13 protein-coding genes are annotated in these 20,033 nt (G+C 71.3%); 9 read left to right on the top strand and 4 right to left on the bottom strand.

Annotated features, from left to right (window positions below):
- Positions 1-100 precede the first annotated feature (100 nt).
- Positions 101-844 carry an SDR family oxidoreductase gene (locus tag OG488_RS33615; RefSeq protein ID WP_329236106.1) on the top strand — a complete coding sequence of 248 codons (744 nt, stop codon included), beginning with the start codon at positions 101-103 and terminating at the stop codon, positions 842-844.
- A 177-nt stretch (positions 845-1,021) separates the two neighbouring features.
- On the top strand, positions 1,022-2,494 hold the full coding sequence (locus OG488_RS33610; RefSeq protein ID WP_329236104.1) for a LysR family transcriptional regulator: 1,473 nt from the start codon (positions 1,022-1,024) through the stop codon (positions 2,492-2,494).
- 66 nt (positions 2,495-2,560) lie between these two features.
- On the opposite strand, the gene OG488_RS33605 is transcribed toward OG488_RS33610, so the two are convergent.
- Positions 2,561-4,222 carry an ABC transporter substrate-binding protein gene (locus tag OG488_RS33605; protein ID WP_329236102.1) on the bottom strand — a complete coding sequence of 554 codons (1,662 nt, stop codon included), beginning with the start codon at positions 4,220-4,222 and terminating at the stop codon, positions 2,561-2,563.
- Between the two features lie 230 nt (positions 4,223-4,452).
- Between OG488_RS33605 and OG488_RS33600 the strand changes: the two genes are divergently transcribed.
- Positions 4,453-8,523: a golvesin C-terminal-like domain-containing protein gene (locus OG488_RS33600; RefSeq protein ID WP_406465760.1), complete on the top strand. Its 4,071-nt coding sequence runs from the start codon at positions 4,453-4,455 to the stop codon at positions 8,521-8,523.
- 62 nt (positions 8,524-8,585) lie between these two features.
- Positions 8,586-8,879, top strand: a complete 294-nt coding sequence (locus OG488_RS33595; protein WP_329236098.1) for a transporter — start codon at positions 8,586-8,588, stop codon at positions 8,877-8,879.
- 62 nt (positions 8,880-8,941) lie between these two features.
- On the opposite strand, the gene OG488_RS33590 is transcribed toward OG488_RS33595, so the two are convergent.
- From OG488_RS33590 to argJ, 3 genes are all read right to left on the bottom strand, one after another.
- A complete protein-coding gene (locus OG488_RS33590; protein ID WP_329236097.1) occupies positions 8,942-9,757 on the bottom strand; it encodes an AfsR/SARP family transcriptional regulator in 816 nt (271 codons plus the stop codon).
- 645 nt (positions 9,758-10,402) lie between these two features.
- Positions 10,403-11,398 carry an MBL fold metallo-hydrolase gene (locus tag OG488_RS33585; protein ID WP_329236095.1) on the bottom strand — a complete coding sequence of 332 codons (996 nt, stop codon included), beginning with the start codon at positions 11,396-11,398 and terminating at the stop codon, positions 10,403-10,405.
- Between the two features lie 99 nt (positions 11,399-11,497).
- On the bottom strand, positions 11,498-12,676 hold the full coding sequence (argJ, locus tag OG488_RS33580; RefSeq protein ID WP_329236093.1) for a bifunctional glutamate N-acetyltransferase/amino-acid acetyltransferase ArgJ: 1,179 nt from the start codon (positions 12,674-12,676) through the stop codon (positions 11,498-11,500).
- A 223-nt stretch (positions 12,677-12,899) separates the two neighbouring features.
- On the opposite strand from argJ, the gene OG488_RS33575 reads away from it, so the two are divergent.
- The 5 genes from OG488_RS33575 (at position 12,900) to OG488_RS33555 (ending at position 20,019) form a co-directional block, all read left to right on the top strand.
- Positions 12,900-14,615, top strand: a complete 1,716-nt coding sequence (locus tag OG488_RS33575; protein WP_329236091.1) for a thiamine pyrophosphate-binding protein — start codon at positions 12,900-12,902, stop codon at positions 14,613-14,615.
- Positions 14,615-16,147 (top strand): asparagine synthase-related protein, encoded by a 1,533-nt coding sequence (locus OG488_RS33570; protein WP_329239189.1) that lies wholly within the window; start codon positions 14,615-14,617, stop codon positions 16,145-16,147. Before OG488_RS33575 ends, OG488_RS33570 begins: the two co-directional genes overlap by 1 nt.
- Before the next feature lie 57 nt (positions 16,148-16,204).
- Positions 16,205-17,155, top strand: coding sequence for an agmatinase (gene speB / locus OG488_RS33565; RefSeq protein WP_329236089.1), 951 nt, complete (start codon positions 16,205-16,207; stop codon positions 17,153-17,155).
- On the top strand, positions 17,152-18,126 hold the full coding sequence (gene cs1, locus OG488_RS33560; RefSeq protein ID WP_329236087.1) for a clavaminate synthase Cs1: 975 nt from the start codon (positions 17,152-17,154) through the stop codon (positions 18,124-18,126). The genes speB and cs1 overlap by 4 nt, the downstream gene beginning before the upstream one ends.
- 246 nt (positions 18,127-18,372) lie before the next feature.
- On the top strand, positions 18,373-20,019 hold the full coding sequence (locus tag OG488_RS33555; protein WP_329236085.1) for a penicillin-binding transpeptidase domain-containing protein: 1,647 nt from the start codon (positions 18,373-18,375) through the stop codon (positions 20,017-20,019).
- Positions 20,020-20,033: the final 14 nt, after the last annotated feature.

The raw sequence follows: 20,033 nt of genomic DNA, 5'->3' as shown, positions 1-20,033 counted from the left end.
ACCGGGCGTCGGCCCGGCTGCTACGGTCGGCGCGCCGTACCGTCGGACGCTTTTCGGCCGGATCCCCGCTCCGGCCCAACCCCCGGGGAACGAGGACCACATGAGTTCATCGCTGCAGGGAAAAGTCGCACTCGTCACAGGTGCCAGCTCAGGGATCGGCCGGGCCACCGCACGTGCCCTCGCCGCGGCCGGGGCCTCGGTCGCCCTCGCCGCCCGCCGCGCCGGCCGTCTCGAGGAACTGCGTGGCGAGCTGGAGGCGAAGGGCGCCACGGTGCAGGTCCTCGACCTGGACGTGACCGACGAGCAGGCGGTGGCCGCCGCCGTGCGCTCCACCGTCGAGACGCTCGGCCGGCTGGACATCCTGGTGAACAACGCCGGGCTGATGCTGCTCGGGCCGGTGGAGGACGCCGATACCACCGACTGGACCCGGATGATGGACACCAATGTCATGGGTCTGATGTACATGACCCACGCGTCCCTCCCCGAGCTGATCAGGAACCAGGGCACGATCGTCCAGATCTCCTCCATCGCCGCCCGCGTCGTCGGGCGGGGCAGCGCCGTCTACAACGCCAGCAAGTTCGCCGTCAACGGCTTCAGCGAGGGGCTGCGCCAGGAGGTCACCGAGCGCGGGGTGCGGGTGGTGGTCATCGAACCGGGCACCGTGGAGACCGAGCTGCGCGACCACATCACGCACGCTCCGTCCAAGGCCGCGATCACCGAACGAGTGGCGAAAATACGCCAGTTGCAGAGCGAGGACATCGCCGAAGCGGTCCTGTACGCCGTCACCGCGCCCCCGCACGCCACGGTCAACGAGATCTTCATCCGCCCCACCGACCAGGCCTGAGCCACGTTCCGTACGGCGGGCACCGCACTGCGCGGTGTCCGCCGTCGTGCTGCGCCGGGGCGCACGGGGCGAGAGAAGGACGAGGAGCGGACGAAGAGAACGCCTGCCTAACGTGAGCCGCAACAGGCCGTCACAGGTGAAGAAGAGGCGTCATCCATAACCGTAAGGAAGCCGTTCGTGCCTTCTGCGATACACGTGCCCTCCGTTCCCGACCGGCTGACGCGGTTGCCCTTCTCGCGTCCGGACCTACGGCTGCTGGACGCGATCGGGCAGTGCGGTGACCTCGCCGAAGCGGCCCGCAGGGCGGGACTGAGAGCCGCGGCGGCCCAGCGCCGGCTCGACCGGCTGGACCAGGCCACGGGGCTGCGGCTGACGTCGCGCGGCGCCCCCGCCACCCGGCTGAGCCCCGACGGCGCCCGGGTGCTCGTCGCCGGGCGGCGGTTCTTCCGCCAGGTGGACCAGGCCGTGCAGACCGAGATCTACGGGCGCGGCGCCGAGGCCCTGAACGCGCCCCGCATCCTGGACATCGCCACGGCCGAGCCGCTGATGGAGGACCTCGTCGAGGACGCGGCCGACACCCTGGGGATCCTTCTGTCGGTCAGCCACGACACACCGCTCCAGGTGCTCCGGCAGCTCGACGGCTACCGGGTGGACGCCGCCCACACCTGGGGTCTGGACACCCTCTCCCACGCGGTCGACCGCACCGTACGCACCTACGACGTCCTGGACGACCCGCTCTGGGTGACGCTGCCCGTCGGGCATCCGCTGGCGGGCCGTGCCACGGTCTCCCTCGCCGATCTGCGCGAGGAGAACTGGGTCTCGGAGGCCGGGCCCCGGGCGGAGGTCCTGGTGAGCCGGGTCTACCGGTCGGCCGGTCTCACTCCGCCCGACCGGATCCAGGTCACCGGGGCGTCGGTGGCGCGGGGGATGCTGCGGCGCGGTGACGCCATCGGTCTGGGCTCGCCCGCCTGCCCCGCCGTGTTCGCCCCCTCGCTGGTCCGCCGCTCGCTGGTGGAGCGGCCCCGCCGGGCCGCCGGGCTCCTGGTCGATCCGGCCGTGGTCCCCGGGGCCCTGGCCCAGCAACTGGCCGCGCTGCTCACGGCCCGCTGCCTGAGCAGGTTCACCGAGCACCACGGCGAGATGCTCCACGATCCGTGGTGGGCCGAATGGCTGCGCGGGCAACGGGCGGCGCTGGAGCGCCGCACCGCCGAGGCGCTCAGCCTCCAGGCCCCGCCGGCGCTGCCCGACGAATCGGTACAGGTCGACGTGGAGGACCTCCACCTGCTGCGCGCGGTGGCCGACCACGGCAGCATCAACCGCGCCGCGGCCGTCCTCTCGATCAGTCAGTCCGCGCTCACCCGGCGGATCCACCGGCTGGAACTCCGCCTCGGGGCACGCCTGTTGCTGCGGAGTTCACGGGGCACGGACCTGACGGCGCCGACCCGGCAGTTCCTGGCCCGGCTGGCCGCGTTCGAGGCCGAACTCGCTGCGGTGGGCCTCACGGCGGCCGGCGACTCCGTGCCGGCGGCCGAGCCGGGCGGGAGCGCGCAGCGGCGCACGAGCCGGGCCGTCCGGGGCGGCCCGGTGCGGCCGGGACGGGCCGCACCCGAACGCGGCACGGTACGGCCGGTCGTCGCCGGCCGGAGCTGACGACGGCCGGAGCCGACGACGGCGGGGCAGCCGGCGGGTGGACCCGCCGGCTGCCCCGCTCGTGTGTCAGCGAGCGCCCAGCGCCACGTAGTCGTACATCCCGAAGGACCCCGTGACGTACACGTTGCGGGCGTCCGGGTGGCGGTAGAGCAGCGAGCGGGGGTAGAGGTAGGGCACGATCACGGCGTGGTCCATGGTCAGCCGGTCGATGCGGTGCCAGATCGCGGCGCGCTCAGCCAGGTCGCTGCTGACGGCCCCCCGGTCGAGCAGGCCGTTGATCTCGGGATCGTCCAGCTCGCCCATGTTCTGGTTGCCGCGCTCCTTGATCGCGCGCCCGTCGACGATCTGCTGGAAGAAGCCGTAGCCGTCGGGGAAGTCGGCCCCCCAGCCGAACATGATGATCCCGATGCCGTGCTCGCGCAGGTAGGACGGACTGCCGCCGTAGCGGTCGAAGTAGTCGCCGGACGGGAAGTCCAGCACCTCGGCCTCGATGCCGACGCGCGCCAGCCCGGCGGAGAGCGCCTCGGCGGCCCGGTACTCCTTGAGGCGGTCCTTGCGGGCCGCGATCTTCGTGCGGAATCCGTCCGGCATGCCGGCCAGGGCCAGTTCGGCGCGAGCCGCCTCAAGGTCCCCGGTGGCGTCCGCGCCGACCGGGTAGCGGTCGAAGGGCTGGTAGCCGTCGATGGTCGGCGGAAGGATGGTGGTGGCGATGTCGCCGCCGACGGGCCCTCCGTACGCCGCCTGCATGGCCGCCTTGTCGGTGGCGAACTGCACCGCGCGGCGGGCGTGGACGTTGTCGAAGGGCGTGATCCGGCTGGACAGGCAGTAGATCCAGGTGAATCCGGTCAGCGGGTTGTCGGCGTTGGCGCGCAGCTCGGGGTCGGCCAGGATGCGTTCCTGGGCCGCGGGCTGCACCCCGAAGCCCGCGAGGTCGATGTGCGCGTCGCCGGAGAGCAGCATCAGGTCCACCTCGTGCGGGTCCTTGCCCAGGTGCACCTCGATCCGCTCGGCCCGCTGCCGGCGTACGGGGTCGGTCTCCGGGTCCCAGTGCGGATTGCGCTCCAGGACGACGAGCTTGCCGCGCTCGTAGGAGTCGACGCGGTACGGGCCGGTCGCCACCGGGCCGAGCCGGTAGCCGATGCCGGTGTCCCGGTCCCTGGGGACCGGGGTGGTGCTCGGCATCGTCGCCAGCAGGTCCATGCCCGCGAAGGGCTCGGTCAGCCTCAGGACCAGGGTGCGGTCGTCGGGGGTCTCCACGGTGACCGGGCCGTCCACCTCGGGCTCGCGCCAGGGGCCGCCGTAGTCCGTGCCCAGCAGGTGGCGGAAGTAGGTGGGGCCGACGCCCAGCACGTCCGTCCCGTAGTTGCTCCTGGCGATCGCGTACTTGACGTCCGCCGCGACGACGGGGGTGCCGTCCTCGTAGAGCAGTCCCGGGCGCAGCCGGTACGTCCAGGTCCTTCCGCCGTCCGAGGCCTCACCGAGCGACTCGGCCAGGTCCGGTACGAGCCGCTGGCCGGCCTTGCCGGGGGCGGTGTCGAAGGTGACCAGGGTCCGGCCGATCAGGCGCAAGAAGTTCCAGGTGTAGGCGTAGTACGTGTTGCCCGGGTCGAGCGAGTCGAAGTCGTCGGTGCGTACGAGGCGGAGGGTCCCGCCCAGCGCGTCGGTCGGGGCGACCACGCCGTCGACGGCGGCGTCGAAGCCGGTGGTGCCCGGCTGTTCGGTCTCCATGTCCCAGCCCTTCTCGCGGTGATTTCCGCGCCATTCTGCGGGGATGCGGGGGTCCAGGGGCGGGGTGCGGTGCGCGGGCGCATAGCCGAGGGCGGGTCGGTATAGCGGAAGAGGTGGCTGAGAGGGGGTGAAGAGCCCTGGCTGATTTGCTCGCGTCCCCCCACGCGCGAAGCGGACGCCCGCTTTCCCCCACGCGCGATCCGGGTGTCCGTACGAGAGGCGAGAAGAGCATGCCCCGAAGAAGGAATTGGCATATACCTGTCATTACCGTGGCCGCGACCGCGTTGCTGGCGGGCTACCCGTCGGTGTCGATGGCCGAGACCGCCCCCACCCCTCCCCCGGGCGCCGCCCAGGGGTGGTCCCAGAAGGACGAGGCGGACGCCGCGAAGCCCGGCCCCGCCGAACTCCCCGAGGCCGTACCCGCAGGTGACCGTGCGGAGAAGCTCGGTTCCGGCTACCGCACCTCCGACGACCTGGCCTGGACCACCTCGGGCGACGCCACGGGATTCCACGTCATGGTCGCCGCCGCCGAGGACGGGTACCACTGGCGCACCGCGGCCACCCTGTCCGAACCCGGTTTCGACACGGACACCTGGATCGGCAACGCCTGCCTCACCGCCTCCGGCAAGCGCGCCGCCGTCACCTACGCGCCCCGTACCTTCACCAACAAGCCCGCGCTGCTGACCCGCGGGGCCTTCACCGCGGTCGTCGACCTGACGACCGGAGCCGTCACCAAGCTCCCCGTCCAGTCCAGCCTGAGCTACTTCTCCCCCGGCTGCGGCACCGGCGAGAAGGCGGTCTTCTCCCAGTTCTCCGACGACGACTCGGAGCGGAACGAGACCCGCCTCGTCGGCGTCGACACCGCGAGCGGCAAGGCGGCGAAGCCACTGACCCTGCCCGGCCAGGTCACCTCCGCCGTGCCCCTCGGCGACGACGGCTACGCCGCCGCTCAGGGCGCCCGCCTGGTCAAGGTCGCCTCCTCCGGCGCCGTGCGCGTCGCCGCCCGCACCAGCGCCACGCCCTTCCAGCTCACGGCCGCCTCGGACGGCTCCGTCGTCTACATCGACCGGCCCGGCGCCCCCGCCGGTGCCGCGAAGACCGCCGCGGAGCCGGCCGAGGTCCGGCGCGCCCCGGCCGCGCTCCTCGGCTCCGCCAAGGCCGCCGGCACCACCCGGCGCCTGGCCACCGGCGCTCTCACCGACTTCGACCTGGCCCGCTCCGCCGGCACCGGCACGGTGTACGTCACCGGCGAGGCCAAGGCCGCCGGCACCCTGCCCGCGTCCGTGCGCATGCCCGCGGGAGTGGCCAAGGACGCCGTCCTGTCCACGAAGGGCGAGGCGGCCGTCACCACCGCGTGGGCCGACGGCAAGGACTCCCGGATCTCCCCGCAGGAGGCCGCGTCGGCACGGGCCGCCCGGACCGAGATGAAGATCCTGGACACCGGACGCACCGTCACCCTGGACTCCCTGCCCGGGACCACGGTGGGCTCGACCGCGAAGACGGCGGCCGGGCTCGCCACCTCCCCGGCACTCACCTCCGGCACCGGTGACGCCTCCCCGAAGCTCGCCGCCGCCTCACCGACCAACCCCGTCGAGGACGAGCGCTACTGCTCCGTCCCGCGCGGCGACGTCAAGAAGCAGGCCTTCCAGCCCACCCCGCGCCAGGTCGAGTGGGCCGTGGACCAGGCCGTGGTCGGGAAGCTCAACGCGCACGTCTCCCGCGCGGCCAACTGGAAGAACACCGGGATGTCGGCCTACCAGCCGCAGTCCCTCTTCCCCCTCAAGACCATGGCGGGCGACCCCAACGGAACGCCCGACGCGGCCGACGAGTACCACATTCCCGCGCAGGTGATGCTGGGCGTCACCGCCCAGGAATCCAACATGTGGCAGGCCACCCGCTTCGCCGTACCGGGTGTCACGGCGAACACGCTGATCGGCAACTACTACGGCATCAGCCACGGTTCCGACGGCCAGACCCCGGACCCGTGGGCCATCAACTGGGCTTCCGCGGACTGCGGTTACGGCATCGTCCAGGTGACCGACGGCATGCGTAAGGCCGGGCACGAGAAGCCCGGCGAGACGGCGCTCTCCGTGCAGAAGCAGGAGGCCGTCGCGCTCGACTACACCGCCAACATCGCCGCGGGCGTCAACATCCTCGTCGACAAGTGGAATCAGACGTACAGCGCCGGGATGACCGTCAACGACGGTGGACCGGGGTACATCGAGAACTGGTTCTTCGCGCTCTGGGCGTACAACACCGGCTTCTACCCGCAGTCCACCGCCGGATCGCACGGCGGTCACTGGGGCGTCGGCTACACGAACAACCCGGCCAACGCGATCTGGAAGGCCAACCGCACCCCCTTCCTGGAGAGTGCCGCCGGCTCCGACGACTACTCGCACGCCGCGCACCCGCAGGACTGGCCCTACCAGGAGAAGGTGATCGGCTGGGCCGCCCGCCCCATCTCCGCGATGTTCGCCCCCGGTGACTACCAGCCCGGCTACCGCGCCGCCTGGTGGACCGCCACGGACCAGCGGACGCGGGCCAAGCCGCCGGTCGGACAGTTCTGCGACAGCTCCAACAACTGCGACCCGAGCAAGATCAAGGAGGGTGACACCGACACGAACGGGGCATGCCAGCTCAACAACCCGGCCGACGAGTTCTACCTGCACTGCTGGTGGAACAAGAAGACCAGCTGGAAGAGCTGTGCGGGCGGCGCCTGCGGATACGCGCTGCACCGCTTCGACGCCACCTATCCGGAACAGCCGGACGGCAACGCCTACCCGCCCCGGTGCTCCAGCGGCCTGCCCTCCGGGACGTACGTGATCGACGACGTGGCCTCCGGGGTCACACCGACCGGCTCATCGGCGCGCAGTTGCGGCGCGACGACCTCGCCCGGCACCTTCGGCTTCACCTTCACCGCGGACGGGGCCAACTACCCGGGCAAGATCGACACCCATCAGATCGGGGCCGGGTACGGCAACCACTTCTGGTTCGGGCACACCAGGAACCAGGCGACCACCGAGGGCGCCCGGATGAAGACCACCGGCACCTGGACACTCACCAACGGCATGACCGGCTGGGCCCGGGTCTGGGTGCACCTCCCCGATCACGGAGCCCACACCCGGCAGGCCTCGTACACCGTCCTGGGGACCAACAGCACCAGCCCGGTGCGCGTGACGCCACAGCGCGTCGGGGCGAACAAGTGGGTCTCCCTCGGGGTGTTCCAGTTCACCTCCACCCCGAAGGTCTCGCTCTCCACGCATGCGGCCGACGGCAGCGGGTCCGAGGACGTCGCGTGGGACGCGGCGGGCTTCCAGCCGCTGTCGGCCAAGCCCAAGGACATGGTCGTCGCGATGGGCGACTCCTACTCCTCGGGTGAGGGCGCCTCGGCCGCCGGCGGCGTCGACTACTACAAGGAGACCAACTACCGGGACACCAGCAACCCTTCGACCCGCAACGCCTGCCACCGCTCGACCAAGGCGTGGTCCCGCCAGGCCACGATCCCGGGACGCTCGGCGTCCGTGGGATCGATGGACGACAACCGGTCCGCGGCCATGGACTACCACCTGATCGCCTGCTCCGGCGCTCGTACGTACAACATCGCCGACGTCGGCGAGAACGGGGAGCTGCCGCAGCTCTCCAAGGGGTACCTCGACCAGAACACCACGCTGGTGACCCTGTCCATCGGCGGCAACGACGCCCGGTTCGCCTACATCATCCAGAAGTGCATCTTCGGCGGCATCGGCTGGCCGACGCTGTGCCAGAACCAGACGTTCGACGACGACGACGACCATACGGACGACGCGGCCTACCAGGGGCTCACCGTCGGAGTCGCGGCCGAGCGCCTGGCGAAGGAGCGGGTGCGGCCTGCCATCACGACAGCGCTGAAGAAGATCCAGGCCAAGGCGCCCAACGCCAAGATCGTCCTGATGGGCTACCCCCCGCTGCTGGAGAGGTCGGGGCAGTGCGTCATCGGCGTCGGCACCGAGGAGGCACCCTGGCTGAACAGCATGGCCGGCACCCTCGCCACCGAGATGCAGGGCGCCGTGAACGACGCCAAGGCCACCGGAACCAAGGCCTGGTACTCCAACCCCGCCCAGAACTTCGCGGGCAAGGCCGTCTGTGGTGACCCCGAGCAGGTCAACGGCATCGTGCTGGACCTGGTGGAGAGCGACGAGCCGGCGATCGACTGGCCGATCCTGCAACTCGGCGCCTCGGCACAGTCCTTCCACCCGAAGGTCGGAGGAGCCCGGCTGTACGCGGACTCCCTGGAGCGGACGATGCAGGGCATGGGTCTCTGACCCGGACACCCGACAGGCCCTCCCCTCCACGTGGAGGGGAGGGCCACCGGAAGGGGTGAGCGATGCGACGGGTCTCCCGCCGCGGTGATCTCGGGGCGGCCGTGCTGCTGCTCCTGCTGGACGCCGTCCTGCTGGCGGTCCTGCTCTTCGGGGTGGTCGTCTCAGGGGGCCTGACGGGCAGTCCGGACCGGGCCGCGGCCGGCCGTGAGGCCTCGCGGGCCGCACTGGTCTGCCTGGTCGTCCTGCTGGTCTCCGGCGGCGTCGCCGTCGCCGTACGGGCCTGGACCGCCGCGGTGGTCCAGGTGATCGTGCTGGGAGGCGCCGCGGCCGTCGCCTGGACGGGATTCGCCTCCTGACACACCGACGCGCTCCCCGGCACGGCAGCCGGGGAGCGCGTCAGGCGTGTGCGGGGCCGGGGTCAGCGCCGGGCCATGCCCGGCACGGCCGCGAGCATGTCGGCGTCCTGACGGAGGATCGCCCGCTCCAGCGTGGTCAGCCGGGGGCCGGGGTCGATTCCCAGCTCGTCGGTCAGCGTGTTCCGTGCCCTCCGGAAGACGGCGAGCGCGTCGGCCTGGCGACCGGACAGATAGAGCGCCTGCATCAAATGGGCGTACAGCTCCTCCCGGAGCGGGTGAAGGACTATGAGGTCGGTCAGTTCCCCAATGGCCTCCTCGTATTCGCCCAGCGTTATTTCCAGGCAAATGCGCTGTTGAAGGGCGGCGACGCGCTCTTCCTCCAGCCGGGCCGCACGGGTCTGCAGGGCACTGCTCGAAATCGTGGCCAGAGCCGGACCCCTCCAGAGGGAGAGGGCGTCCTTGACCCGCTCCAGCGCCTCCTCCTTGTGGCCTGCACGTACCAGCTTCTTCGACGCCGCCACGTTGCACCGGAAGATATCGCTGTCGATCTCGCAGTGGGCGGGGTCCAGCTGGTAACCGGAAGCCGTCGACAGGACGGTCTCCTGCGGCACGCCGGCCGCGGCCAGCGAGCGGCGGATCATCCACACACTGGTCTGCAGCTGGCCCGGGGCGGTCCTGGGAGGGTTTTCACCCCACAGATGGCCGATGAGTTCGGGCGTACTGACGGCTCTGCCCGACACAAGTGCGAGGGCGGCGATGACCCGGAGCTGTCGTTGCCCGGCGAGAGGCACCGCCCCATTTCGGTAAAACATGGAGACCGGACCCAATATACGAATCTGCACGCCGACCATAGGGATTCTCCCGTTCTGCCTGTCCATGGCTGACTTCCCCCACCATGAACTGCTGAAATTTTCGCACGCAACAGTGTGAATGCGCTGGTCAATGAAGCGAAAGCAGTGGTCAGGCTTCGGCCACTACGCGCGTAGCGGGGCCCTGTCCTATCGAGTCGGGACAGTAATCAGCCATCCATGCCTCGTCAACGACGCCCGGATGGGTGCGGCTGAAAACTGTCGTGCCGAGGGGAGCGAAAACCCGCCTGGGGAAAACGCGGGATAACGATGCCGGGGCCGAGCGGCCTGGCCTGCAAGATCGTGAATGGCAGGGAGTAATCACCGGCGCCGGAGACGGCCGGGGCACGGCGGCGCACGACCCCCGCTACGTCAAGTCCCGGCGGAAGATGTGCCTCCGCCGTGAAGAACATGGGGATCATGCATGGAGAGCGAGGTTACCCAGCGCACCTATCCGGACTCGGAACCGCCACTTCACTGGTCTAGTCCAGTGATGGCGCAAACCGTACGTCGCGGAGACGGCGTGCCCGGTCCACGAGGGCCGACGTGGTGAAACGGACGTCCGGTTCACCAGGCCGGACGGCTTGACCACTCTGAATTCTCCGGACTGGAGCGGCATCCGAGGACGAGCCGGATGCGGCCACCGGGCTTCCCGCGAGCTCGGGCCACCGGGCGTCAGGTGAGGTCGAGCAGCTCCAGGTGCCGGGGCGCCAGCACACGCGCACCGCCGTCCGGGGAGTTCCGCTCAGCGGCCCGCGCCAGCGCCGTCACCGCGTCGGAGGACGCGGTGCGGAAGATGCCCGAGTCACCCAGCGGGGTCACCATGTCGTCGTGATGGCAGGGCAGGAGCACGGACGGCGCCCCCAGCGCGGCCAGCAGCCGGTCCGGGTAGCCGTGGACGGCGGCGTGGCCGCTCATCCCGATCACCGCCACATCGGGCCGCGCGCCCACGAGTTCCCGTTCCGCGACGTTACTGGTACCGGTCAGAAGGACGGACGGGCCGCCCTCGACCGAGACCTGGAAGGCCAGCGTCTGCCCCTCGACGAGATCGCCCAGGGTCCGGGGCCGCGGGGGGACCTCGTCCCGTGTCCCGGCGGCGAAGGACGAGTAGTCCTGCTGCCTGCTGTGCAGACTGCGGAACACCTCCACGCTGTAGCCCTCGAACTGGAGGTGGTCGCCCCCGTTCACCGCCACCACGTCCGCCATACGGTGCGCCGGGGTGCCCATCGCCGCCAGGAGGTGCCGTGACGTCGTGTCGCAGAGCGTCCGGACGCGCCGGCCGCCCCAGCCCGGCCTCGCCAGCAGATGCGGCACGTCGGCGAGATGATCGAAGTGCCCATGGCTGATCAGGATCAGCTCGGGCACCCCGGTCAGCGCCTCCTCCGCGACGCGTTCCACCGCCTCCGGGTCCAGGCGCAGCGGCAGCGCCGGGTCGAGGGCGCCGTTCTCGTCGGCGTACGGCATCCGGCTCAGATAGGGGTCGAAGAGCACACTGCGGCCGGCGAAGGACAGCTCCCATCCGGCCACACCCAGCCAGCGCAGACCGAGCGAGGTGCCCTTCGGCCCGCGCCGGGCGTACGCGGCCGGCAGCGGGGCGGCGCCCCCGACCAGCAGCCCCGCCGCCCCCGCGCCCAACGCGCCCTGGAGAACCGACCTTCGCGACTGACCCATGCGCCACCTCGTTCACGTTGTGCTGATCACACGTCACCCTACGGAGCGGAGGCGGTGAGGCGGCACATTTGAGTCAGCGGCGGGGCGGGGTGTGGCGGATCAGGTGGTGTACTCGGAGTTCAGCCGGACGTATCCCTCCGTCAGGTCGCAGCCGTAGACGGTGAACTCCCCCTCGCCGATGCCCAGTCCGATGCCGATCAGGACCTCGCTGCCGCGCATGTGCTCGGCGACCGTCGCCCGCAGCTCGGTGTCACCGGGGCCGTCGGAGCTCTGCGGATAGACCAGGGTCCCGCCGAACCGGACGGTGACGTTCTCCGGGAGGATGTCGGTGTCGTCGGTGCACTTGCCGATCGCCATGTTCACCCGGCCCCAGTTGGGGTCGCTGCCGTGCACGGCGGTCTTGACCAGGGGCGAGTTGACCACGGTCTTGCCGACGCGCTTGGCCTGCGCCGTGTCCCGGGCCCCGGTGACCCGCACCTCGATGAGCTTGCTGGCACCCTCACCGTCGGAGGCGATGTTCTTCACCAGGGCCAGGGCCACTTCGTGCAGCGCCTCCTCGAACTCCGCCGGATCCACGTCGCCGGCCAGCCCGTTGGCGAACAGGACGGCCGTGTCGCTCGTCGAGGTGTCGGTGTCGATGGACACCGCGTTGAACGTCCGGTCCATGACGCTGCGGAAGATCCGGTCCTGTGCGTCCTGGGGCAGCCGGGCGTCGGTGGCGAAGAAGGTCAGCAGGGTCGCCATGTCGGGCTCCAGCATCCCCACCCCCTTGGCGATGCCGACGAGCGTCGCCCCGCCGCACCGCACCCTGACCTCCTTGGGCCGGGTGTCGGTCGTCATGATGGCCCGCGCCGCCCGGTCGAACCCGCCCTCGGGGAAGGGCCAGGAGAGCGTCTTGATGTGCGTCCGGATCTGCTCCATCGGGTACTGGAGACCGATCACGCCGGTGGAGGCGATCAGCAGTTCGTCCGCGGAGAGCCCGGTGGCGGCCGCCACCGAGTCGCGCACCTCGCGGGCGTTGCTCTCACCCTCCGGCCCGGTGGCGACATTGGCGTTCCGGGCGACGACGACGACACCGCGCGCCTGTCCGTCGGCCGCAGCCGCCCGGCTGAGCACCACGCTCGGGCCGGAGAAGCGGGACTTGGTGAACACCGCGCTGACCTGCGTGGGCACGGTCGAGGCCAGCACGGTGAAGTCGTCCCGCCCATCGTCCGAGAGCCCCACCGGAGCGGTGTGCACCACGAACCCGGCGGGCTCCTGAGTGGTCGTACGCGTCATGATCGCCTTCTTCCTCTGTGATGTCATTATGCGTTGTCTCGTATGCCTATTCATCTATCACACGTGGCGCGGTCCCATGGCCCGAACGGCCCCGAACCGGCCGCCGGGCCCCCTCGAAGTGCACTACAGAGCGGTCGGATAGGCGCTGGAGAGGCGGTGGAGAGAGCCCACCGGCACGGTGACGGCATTCCGCTTCCCGTCGACATCCTGGAGACGACGCCGTATGTCCCGTGTTTCGACCAAGCCCAGTGGCAACCCGACGGCCGCACACGCACTGCTCAAGCGTCTTCACGAGCACGGAGTGGAGACCGTGTTCGGCGTCGTGGGCCGCGAAGCCGCCTCGATCCTCTTCGACGAGGCACCGGGGATCGACTTCGTCCTCACCCGGCACGAGTTCACCGCAGGTGTCGCCGCCGACGTCCTGGCCCGCATCACCGGCCGGCCGCAGGCCTGCTGGGCCACGCTCGGCCCCGGTATGACGAACCTCGCCACCGGCGTGGCGACCTCGATCCTGGACCGCTCGCCCGTCATCGCGCTGGCCGCCCAGTCCGAGTCGCACGACATCTTCCCCAACGACACGCACCAGTGCCTGGACTCGGTCGCCGTCATGCGCCCCATGACGAAGTACGCCGTCGAGCTCCAGCGCCCCGACGAGATCACCGACCTGGTGGACTCCGCCGTCGCCGCCGCGATGACCGAGCCCGTCGGCCCCAGCTTCATCTCCGTCCCCGTCGACCTGCTCGGCGCCGACATCGACGCCTCGATCACCCACCCGGCGGCGCGGACCCCGGCCAAGCCGGTCGGCGCCGTCGAGGCCGGCTGGGAGGCCACCGCCGACGAGGCCGCCGCCCTGGTCGCGGGTGCCGAGCACCCGGTGTTCGTGGTCGGAGCCGCGGCCATCCGCTCCGGCGCCGTCCCCGCCATCCGGGCCCTGGCCGAGCGCCTGGACGTCCCGGTCATCACGACGTACATCGCCAAGGGCGTCCTGCCGCACGGCCACCACCTCAACTACGGCGCCGTCACCGGCTACATGGACGGCATCCTCTCCTTCCCGGCCCTGGAGACCCTCTTCGGCCCGGCCGACGTCGTCGTGACCCTCGGGTACGACTACGCCGAGGACCTGCGTCCCTCGATGTGGGACCGCGGCGGCGAGAAGACGACCGTCCGCGTCTCCCCGACCGTCAACCCGATCCCCCGGGTCTACCGCCCGGACATCGACGTGGTCACCGATGTGCTGGCCTTCGTCGAGCACCTGGACGCCGCCACCGCGGACGTCGCCAAGAAGACCCCGCACGACATCACCCCGCTGCGTGAGCGCGTCGCCGAGTTCCTGGCCGACCCCACCGAGTACGAGGACGGCATGCGGGTCCACCAGGTGATGGACTCCATGAACACGGTGATGGAGGAGACCGCCGCCGCGGGTGAGGGCACGATCGTCTCCGACATCGGCTTCTTCCGGCACTACGGGGTGCTGTTCGCCCGCGCCGACCAGCCCTTCGGCTTCCTCACCTCGGCCGGCTGCTCCAGCTTCGGCTACGGCATCCCCGCGGCGATCGGCGCCCAGATGGCCCGCCCCGGCCAGCCCACCTTCCTCATCGCGGGCGACGGCGGCTTCCACTCCAACAGCGCCGACCTGGAGACCATCGCCCGGCTCGACCTGCCCATCGTGACGGTCGTCGTCAACAACGACACCAACGGGCTGATCGAGCTCTACCAGAACCTCGGCCACCAGCGCTCCCACGACCCGGCCGTCAAGTTCACCGGGGTCGACTTCACCGAGCTCGCCCGCGCCAACGGTGTCGAGGCCGTCAAGGCCGGCTCCCGCGAGGAGCTGCTCGCTGCCCTGCGCAAGGGAGCCGAACTCGGCCACCCGTTCCTGATCGAGGTCCCGGTGAACTACGACTTCACCTCCGGCGGCTTCGGTGCCCTGAGCATCTGATCATGGCGCACACACTCCCCGCGGCCACGGGGTTCCTGGTCTCCGCCCAGTTGGGCGGGGACCGGGGGCCCCGGCCCGTCTTCGCCACCCGGGGCTCCCACGAAACCGTGGCCGAAGCCCTCCGTACCCAGACCCTGAACGCCGTACTCGTGCACGCGGGTTCGGCCGGGGACGCCGTGGCCCGATCCGGGGACACGGCGCTCGTCCTGGCCGGCGAGCTCTACAACCGGGAGGAACTGCTCACCCTCCTCCCGGCCGGCACGGACGCCCGCACGGACGCGCAGATCCTGCTCGCCCTGCTGGGCGTCTACGACCTGCACGCCTTCCGGCTGCTCAACGGCCGGTTCGCGGCGGCCGCCGCCCTCGGCGACCGGGTGCTCCTGGCCACCGACCACGCGGGCTCCGTCCCGCTCTACACCCTTCCGGCGCCCGGCCGGGTCCTCGCCGCCACCGAGATCAAGGCCCTCGTCCCGGCGACGGCCCAGGCCCCGCCGTCCGGGCGGCCCGTCGCCGAAGCGCGCCGGGTACGCCGGGTGCCCGGCGTCCACCAGGTCCCCGCCGGCACGGTCCTGGACATCGACGTCCGCACGGGCACCGCCGTGCCCTCCCGGACCTGGACCCCGCCGGTGTCCCGGCGGATCCTGCCCGAGGCGGAGGCCGCCGACGCCGTGCGTGAGACGCTCGAACGGGCCGTCCGGGCCCGCGCGGGCAGCACCACCCCGCTGGTGGTGCTCTCCGGAGGAATCGATTCTTCCGGCGTCGCCGCCCTCGCCGCCGCACACACCGACGGCCCTCTGGACACGCTGTCCATGGGCACCGACACCTCGGACGAGTTCACCGAGGCACGCGTGGTCGCCACCCACCTGGGCTCCGCCCACCGGGAGATCACCGTCCCCACGGCCGACCTGCTCGGCCAGCTCCCGTACGCGATCTGGGCGTCCGAGTCCGTCGACCCGGACATCATCGAGTACCTGCTGCCGCTCACCGCCCTGTACCGGGCGCTCGACGGGCCCGCCCGCCGCATCCTCACCGGTTACGGGGCCGACATCCCGCTCGCCGGCATGCACCGCGAGGACCGGCTGCCCCAGCTCGACACGGCCGTGGCGTACGACATGGCCACCTTCGACGGGCTCAACGAGATGACCCCTGTGCTCTCCGGCATCCAGGGCCACTGGTCGACCCATCCGTACTGGGACCGCGACGTGCTGGACCTGCTGGTGCCCCTGGAGGCCGGGCTGAAACGCCGCCACGGCCGCGACAAATGGGTCCTGCGCGAGGCGATGAGCGCCCTGCTGCCGCACGAGACGGTCACCCGGCCGAAGCTCGGCGTGCACGAGGGGTCGGGGACGACGTCGTCCTTCAGCCTCCTCCTCATGGACGCCGGGGTGCCGGAGGCCGACATCCACCGGGCCAAGTCGCTGGTGGTGCGGGAGATCTTCGACCGGGTGGTCGTCGAGGGCCTGCCACCCGCCGAGGTGAGCACCGCCGACGCCGTGCAACGGGTGTCCGCACGGCTGAAGGAGAGCGAGTGAACCGCCTCAGCCCCCGCCCCGGCCGCCCGCGGCCCTACCGACAGGAGGGATGACGTCGTGGAACGTGTCGACACCGCGATCTCGCCCCGCTACGCGCAGATCCCCACCTTCATGCGCCTGCCGCACGACCCGCAGCCCAGCGGCCGCGACGTCGTCGTCATCGGCGCCCCCTACGACGGGGGCACCAGCTACCGGCCGGGTGCCCGCTTCGGCCCGCGCGCCATCCGCAACGAGTCCGGCCTGATCCACGGGGTGGGCATCGACCGGGGACCGGGCACCTTCGAACTCATCGACTGCGTGGACGGCGGGGACATCGACCTCACCCCGTTCAACATGCACATCGCGATGGAGACGGCCCACCGCCATCTGCGCGGGATCCTCCAGGACAACGCCGCGTTCCTGATGCTCGGCGGAGACCACTCCCTCACCCTGGCGGCCCTGCGCGCCGTGGCCGAGCAGCACGGCCCCGTCGCCGTGGTGCACCTCGACGCCCACTCCGACACCAACCCCGCTTTCTACGGAGGGGAGTTCCACCACGGAACCCCGTTCCGGCACGGCATCGACGAGGGGCTCATCGATCCCGGGCGCACGGTGCAGATCGGCATCCGGGGCCACAACCCCCAGCCGGACTCGCTGGACTACGCCCGCGGCAAGGGGGTGCGGGTCGTCACCACCGACGAGTTCGTCGAGACCGGTGTCGCCGGGACGCACGCCCTCATCCAGGAACTGATCGGGGACCGCCCCGTCTACGTGTCGGTCGACGTCGACGTCGCCGACCCGGCCTTCGCCCCGGGCACCGGAACCCCCGCGCCCGGCGGGCTGTCCTCCCGCGAGGTCCTGGCCCTGCTGCGCTGTGTCGGCGAGCTGAGGCCGGTCGGCTTCGACGTCATGGAGGTCTCGCCCCTCTACGACCACGCCGGGATCACCTCCGTCCTGGCGACCGAGATAGGCGCGGAGCTGCTCTACCAGTACGCCCGCGCTCACATCAAAGGAAGGAACGACGCGTGACCGTCATCGACTGCACCGAACTCCGCGACGAACTCCTGGAACTCGCGGCGCGCCTGCCCGCGGTGCCGCGCGCGGACCTCCCGGCCTTCCTGGAGGCCGCCAAGGAGGCGTCCGGCGACCTCCCGGCGTCGATCGCCGAGGCGCTCGACGCCTTCAACCGGTCCGGCAACGAGGACGGGTACCTCCTGCTGCGCGGACTGCCCGTCGAGCCGCAGGACCAGCTGCCGCCCACCCCCGAGTCCACCCCGGCGCCGGTGGAGCGCCCGCTGCTCACCATGGAGGCGATGCTCGGCGTCGTCGGCCGCCGGCTCGGCCTGCACACCGGGTACGGGGAGCTGCGCAGCGGCACCGTGTACCACGACGTGTACCCCTCCCCGGGGGCGCACCACCTGTCCTCGGAGACCTCCGAGACCCTGCTCGAATTCCACACGGAGATGGCGTACCACCGGCTCCAGCCCAACTACGTGATGCTCGCCTGCTCCCGTGCCGACCACGAACGCAGAGCCGCGACCCTGGTCGGTTCGATCCGCAAGGCACTGCCGCTGGTCCCGGAGGGCTTCCGCAGTCACCTCTTCGACCGCAAGGTGCCCTGCTGCGTCGATGTCGCCTTCCGCGGCGGCGTCGAGGACCCGGGCGCGATCGCCGAGGTGAAGCCGCTCTACGGCGAGTCGGCCGACCCGCTGCTCGGCTACGACCGGGAGCTGCTGGCGCCCGAGGACCCGCGGGACGTCGAGGCCGTGGAGTCGCTGTCCAAGGCGCTGGACGAGGTGACCGAGGCCGTGTACCTGGTCCCCGGCGACGTCCTGATCATCGACAACTTCCGTACGACGCACGCTCGTACGCCGTTCACGCCGCGATGGGACGGGGCGGACCGGTGGCTCCACCGCGTCTACATCCGTACCGACCGCTTCGGTCAGCTCTCCGGCGGCGAACGCGCGGGGGACGTGGTGACCTTCACCCCGCGCGTCTGACGGGCCCTCACGGCCCCGGCGGGCCGGTGCCGCCCCCCGACGATGTGGGGCGCCACCGGTCCGCTCGTCGTGCTGCCCGCGGCCGGCCGCTCTCGGCTCACTCTCCCGCCGCTCTCCGTGGTGCGCCATCGCCCGGGAGCAGCGGTTAGCGTGTCGGAGGGATGGCCGGAGACGGTCCGGTCACGGGAGAGGTATCCGCAGCGGACGAGGAGACAGCGCCAAGTGTCTGACCCCACCTTGCAGCAGATGGCACGTCATGACCGCGCGGGGCGCCGCGGCCCACGCAGAGGACCGGTGATCGGCGTGGCGGTGGCCGTCGTCCTGGCTGCGGGCGCGGGCTGGTGGGGGTACCGGGCCTGGTCCGGTGACGGGACGGAGAGGGACCCCGAGGTGGTCGCCGCCACCGAGCGGCTCCAGTCGTTCCTCGACGGGTGGGCGGCGGGCGAGGCCGCGAAGGCCGCGGCCCTCTCCGACTCGCCGGAGAACGCCGAGTCCCTGCTGACCTCGGTGATGACGAACCTGAAGCCCACCAAGGCGGAGCTGTCGGCGGGCGACGGCAGGAAGAACGACAAGGGCGAGGTGACCGTCCCCTACACCGCGCGGTTCACCGTCCCCGCGGTGGGGCTGTTCAGCTACGGGTCCGAGGCGACCCTGGCCAAGAAGGCGGAGCAGTGGACCGTGGAGTTCGGCTCCCCGATGATCCATCCCCGGCTGAAGCCCGGACAGACGCTCGCGCTGAAGACGGTGGCCGAGCGGGCCGCCGTGCTCGACAAGAACGGTGACGACCTCCAGGCGGCCTCGCTGCGCGGCTCGGTCGACGAACAGGGCAAGGGCACCTTCGGTCTCGAAGCGCGCTACGACAAGCAGTTACGGGGCGGCGCGGGCGCGGCGACCAGTGAGGTGGTGATCGCCGACCGGCAGTCCGGCCAGGCCGAGGCGTCCCTCACCAAGAGCTCCGCGAAGCCGGGCACACCGGTCAGGACCACCATCGACCCCGAGGTGCAGGGCGCCGCCGCGGCGGCCATGGAGGGGCTGAAGGTGAACGCGGCGCTGGTCGCCGTGGAGCCCTCGACCGGCAACATCCTGGCCGTCTCCAACCGTCCGGCCGGAGGCCTGAACCGGGCGCTGGCCGGGCAGTACCCGCCCGGGTCGACGTTCAAGGTGGTGACGGCGGCGGCGATGCTGAAGGCGGGTGTGAAGCCGGCCGACGTCGTGGAGTGCCCCAAGTTCGCGCACGTCGACGGGCAGCGGTTCGAGAACCAGAACCAGTTCACGCTGCCGGCGGGATCGACCTTCAAGGACTCCTTCGCGAAGTCCTGCAACACCATGTTCGTGCAGAACCGCGCGAAGGCGGGCGGCTCCGCCCTGCACGACGCGGCGGAGGCGTTCGGGATCGGCGGCGTCTGGGACGTGGGCGACTCGACGTACGACGGCTCCGTCCCGGTGAGCACCTCGGACAACGACCTCGCGGCGTCCACGATCGGCCAGGCCCGGGTGCAGGCCTCGCCCCTGGTGATGGCGTCGATAGCGGCGACGGTGAAGGAGGGCTCCTTCAAGCAGCCGGTCCTGGTGCCGGACGCGGTCAAGAAGAAGCACGAGGCGACGGCGCGGCTCGACCCGTCGGTCACCGGCGACCTGCGCGACATGATGCGGGCGACCGTGACGTACGGAGCGGGCAGCGCCCTGACGGGGATCCCCGGGGAACCCCACGCCAAGACCGGGACCGCGGAGTTCGGGGACGAGAAGCCGCCGCGCACCCACGCCTGGATGATCGGCTACCAGGGCGACAGCGACCTGGCGTGGTGCGTGATGCTGGAGGACGGTGGTTCCGGCGGCGCCGACGCGGGGCCGGTGGCGGCCAGGTTCCTGAAGGGCCTGACGTCGGCGGGCTGACGGGACGGGAGACT

This window comes from Streptomyces sp. NBC_01460 (assembly GCF_036227405.1).
GTDB lineage: Bacteria > Actinomycetota > Actinomycetes > Streptomycetales > Streptomycetaceae > Streptomyces.
This window is presented reverse-complemented; position numbering and strand designations above follow the sequence as displayed.

Coding starts and splice junctions, on each gene's coding strand:
- OG488_RS33615 (WP_329236106.1), top strand. CDS start 101: ATGAGTTCATCGCTGCAGGGAAAAGTCGCACTCGTCACAGGTGCCAGC.
- OG488_RS33605 (WP_329236102.1), bottom strand. CDS start 4,222: ATGGAGACCGAACAGCCGGGCACCACCGGCTTCGACGCCGCCGTCGAC.
- OG488_RS33600 (WP_406465760.1), top strand. CDS start 4,453: ATGCCCCGAAGAAGGAATTGGCATATACCTGTCATTACCGTGGCCGCG.
- OG488_RS33595 (WP_329236098.1), top strand. CDS start 8,586: ATGCGACGGGTCTCCCGCCGCGGTGATCTCGGGGCGGCCGTGCTGCTG.
- OG488_RS33590 (WP_329236097.1), bottom strand. CDS start 9,757: ATGGACAGGCAGAACGGGAGAATCCCTATGGTCGGCGTGCAGATTCGT.
- OG488_RS33585 (WP_329236095.1), bottom strand. CDS start 11,398: ATGGGTCAGTCGCGAAGGTCGGTTCTCCAGGGCGCGTTGGGCGCGGGG.
- argJ (WP_329236093.1), bottom strand. CDS start 12,676: ATGACGCGTACGACCACTCAGGAGCCCGCCGGGTTCGTGGTGCACACC.
- OG488_RS33575 (WP_329236091.1), top strand. CDS start 12,900: ATGTCCCGTGTTTCGACCAAGCCCAGTGGCAACCCGACGGCCGCACAC.
- OG488_RS33555 (WP_329236085.1), top strand. CDS start 18,373: ATGGCACGTCATGACCGCGCGGGGCGCCGCGGCCCACGCAGAGGACCG.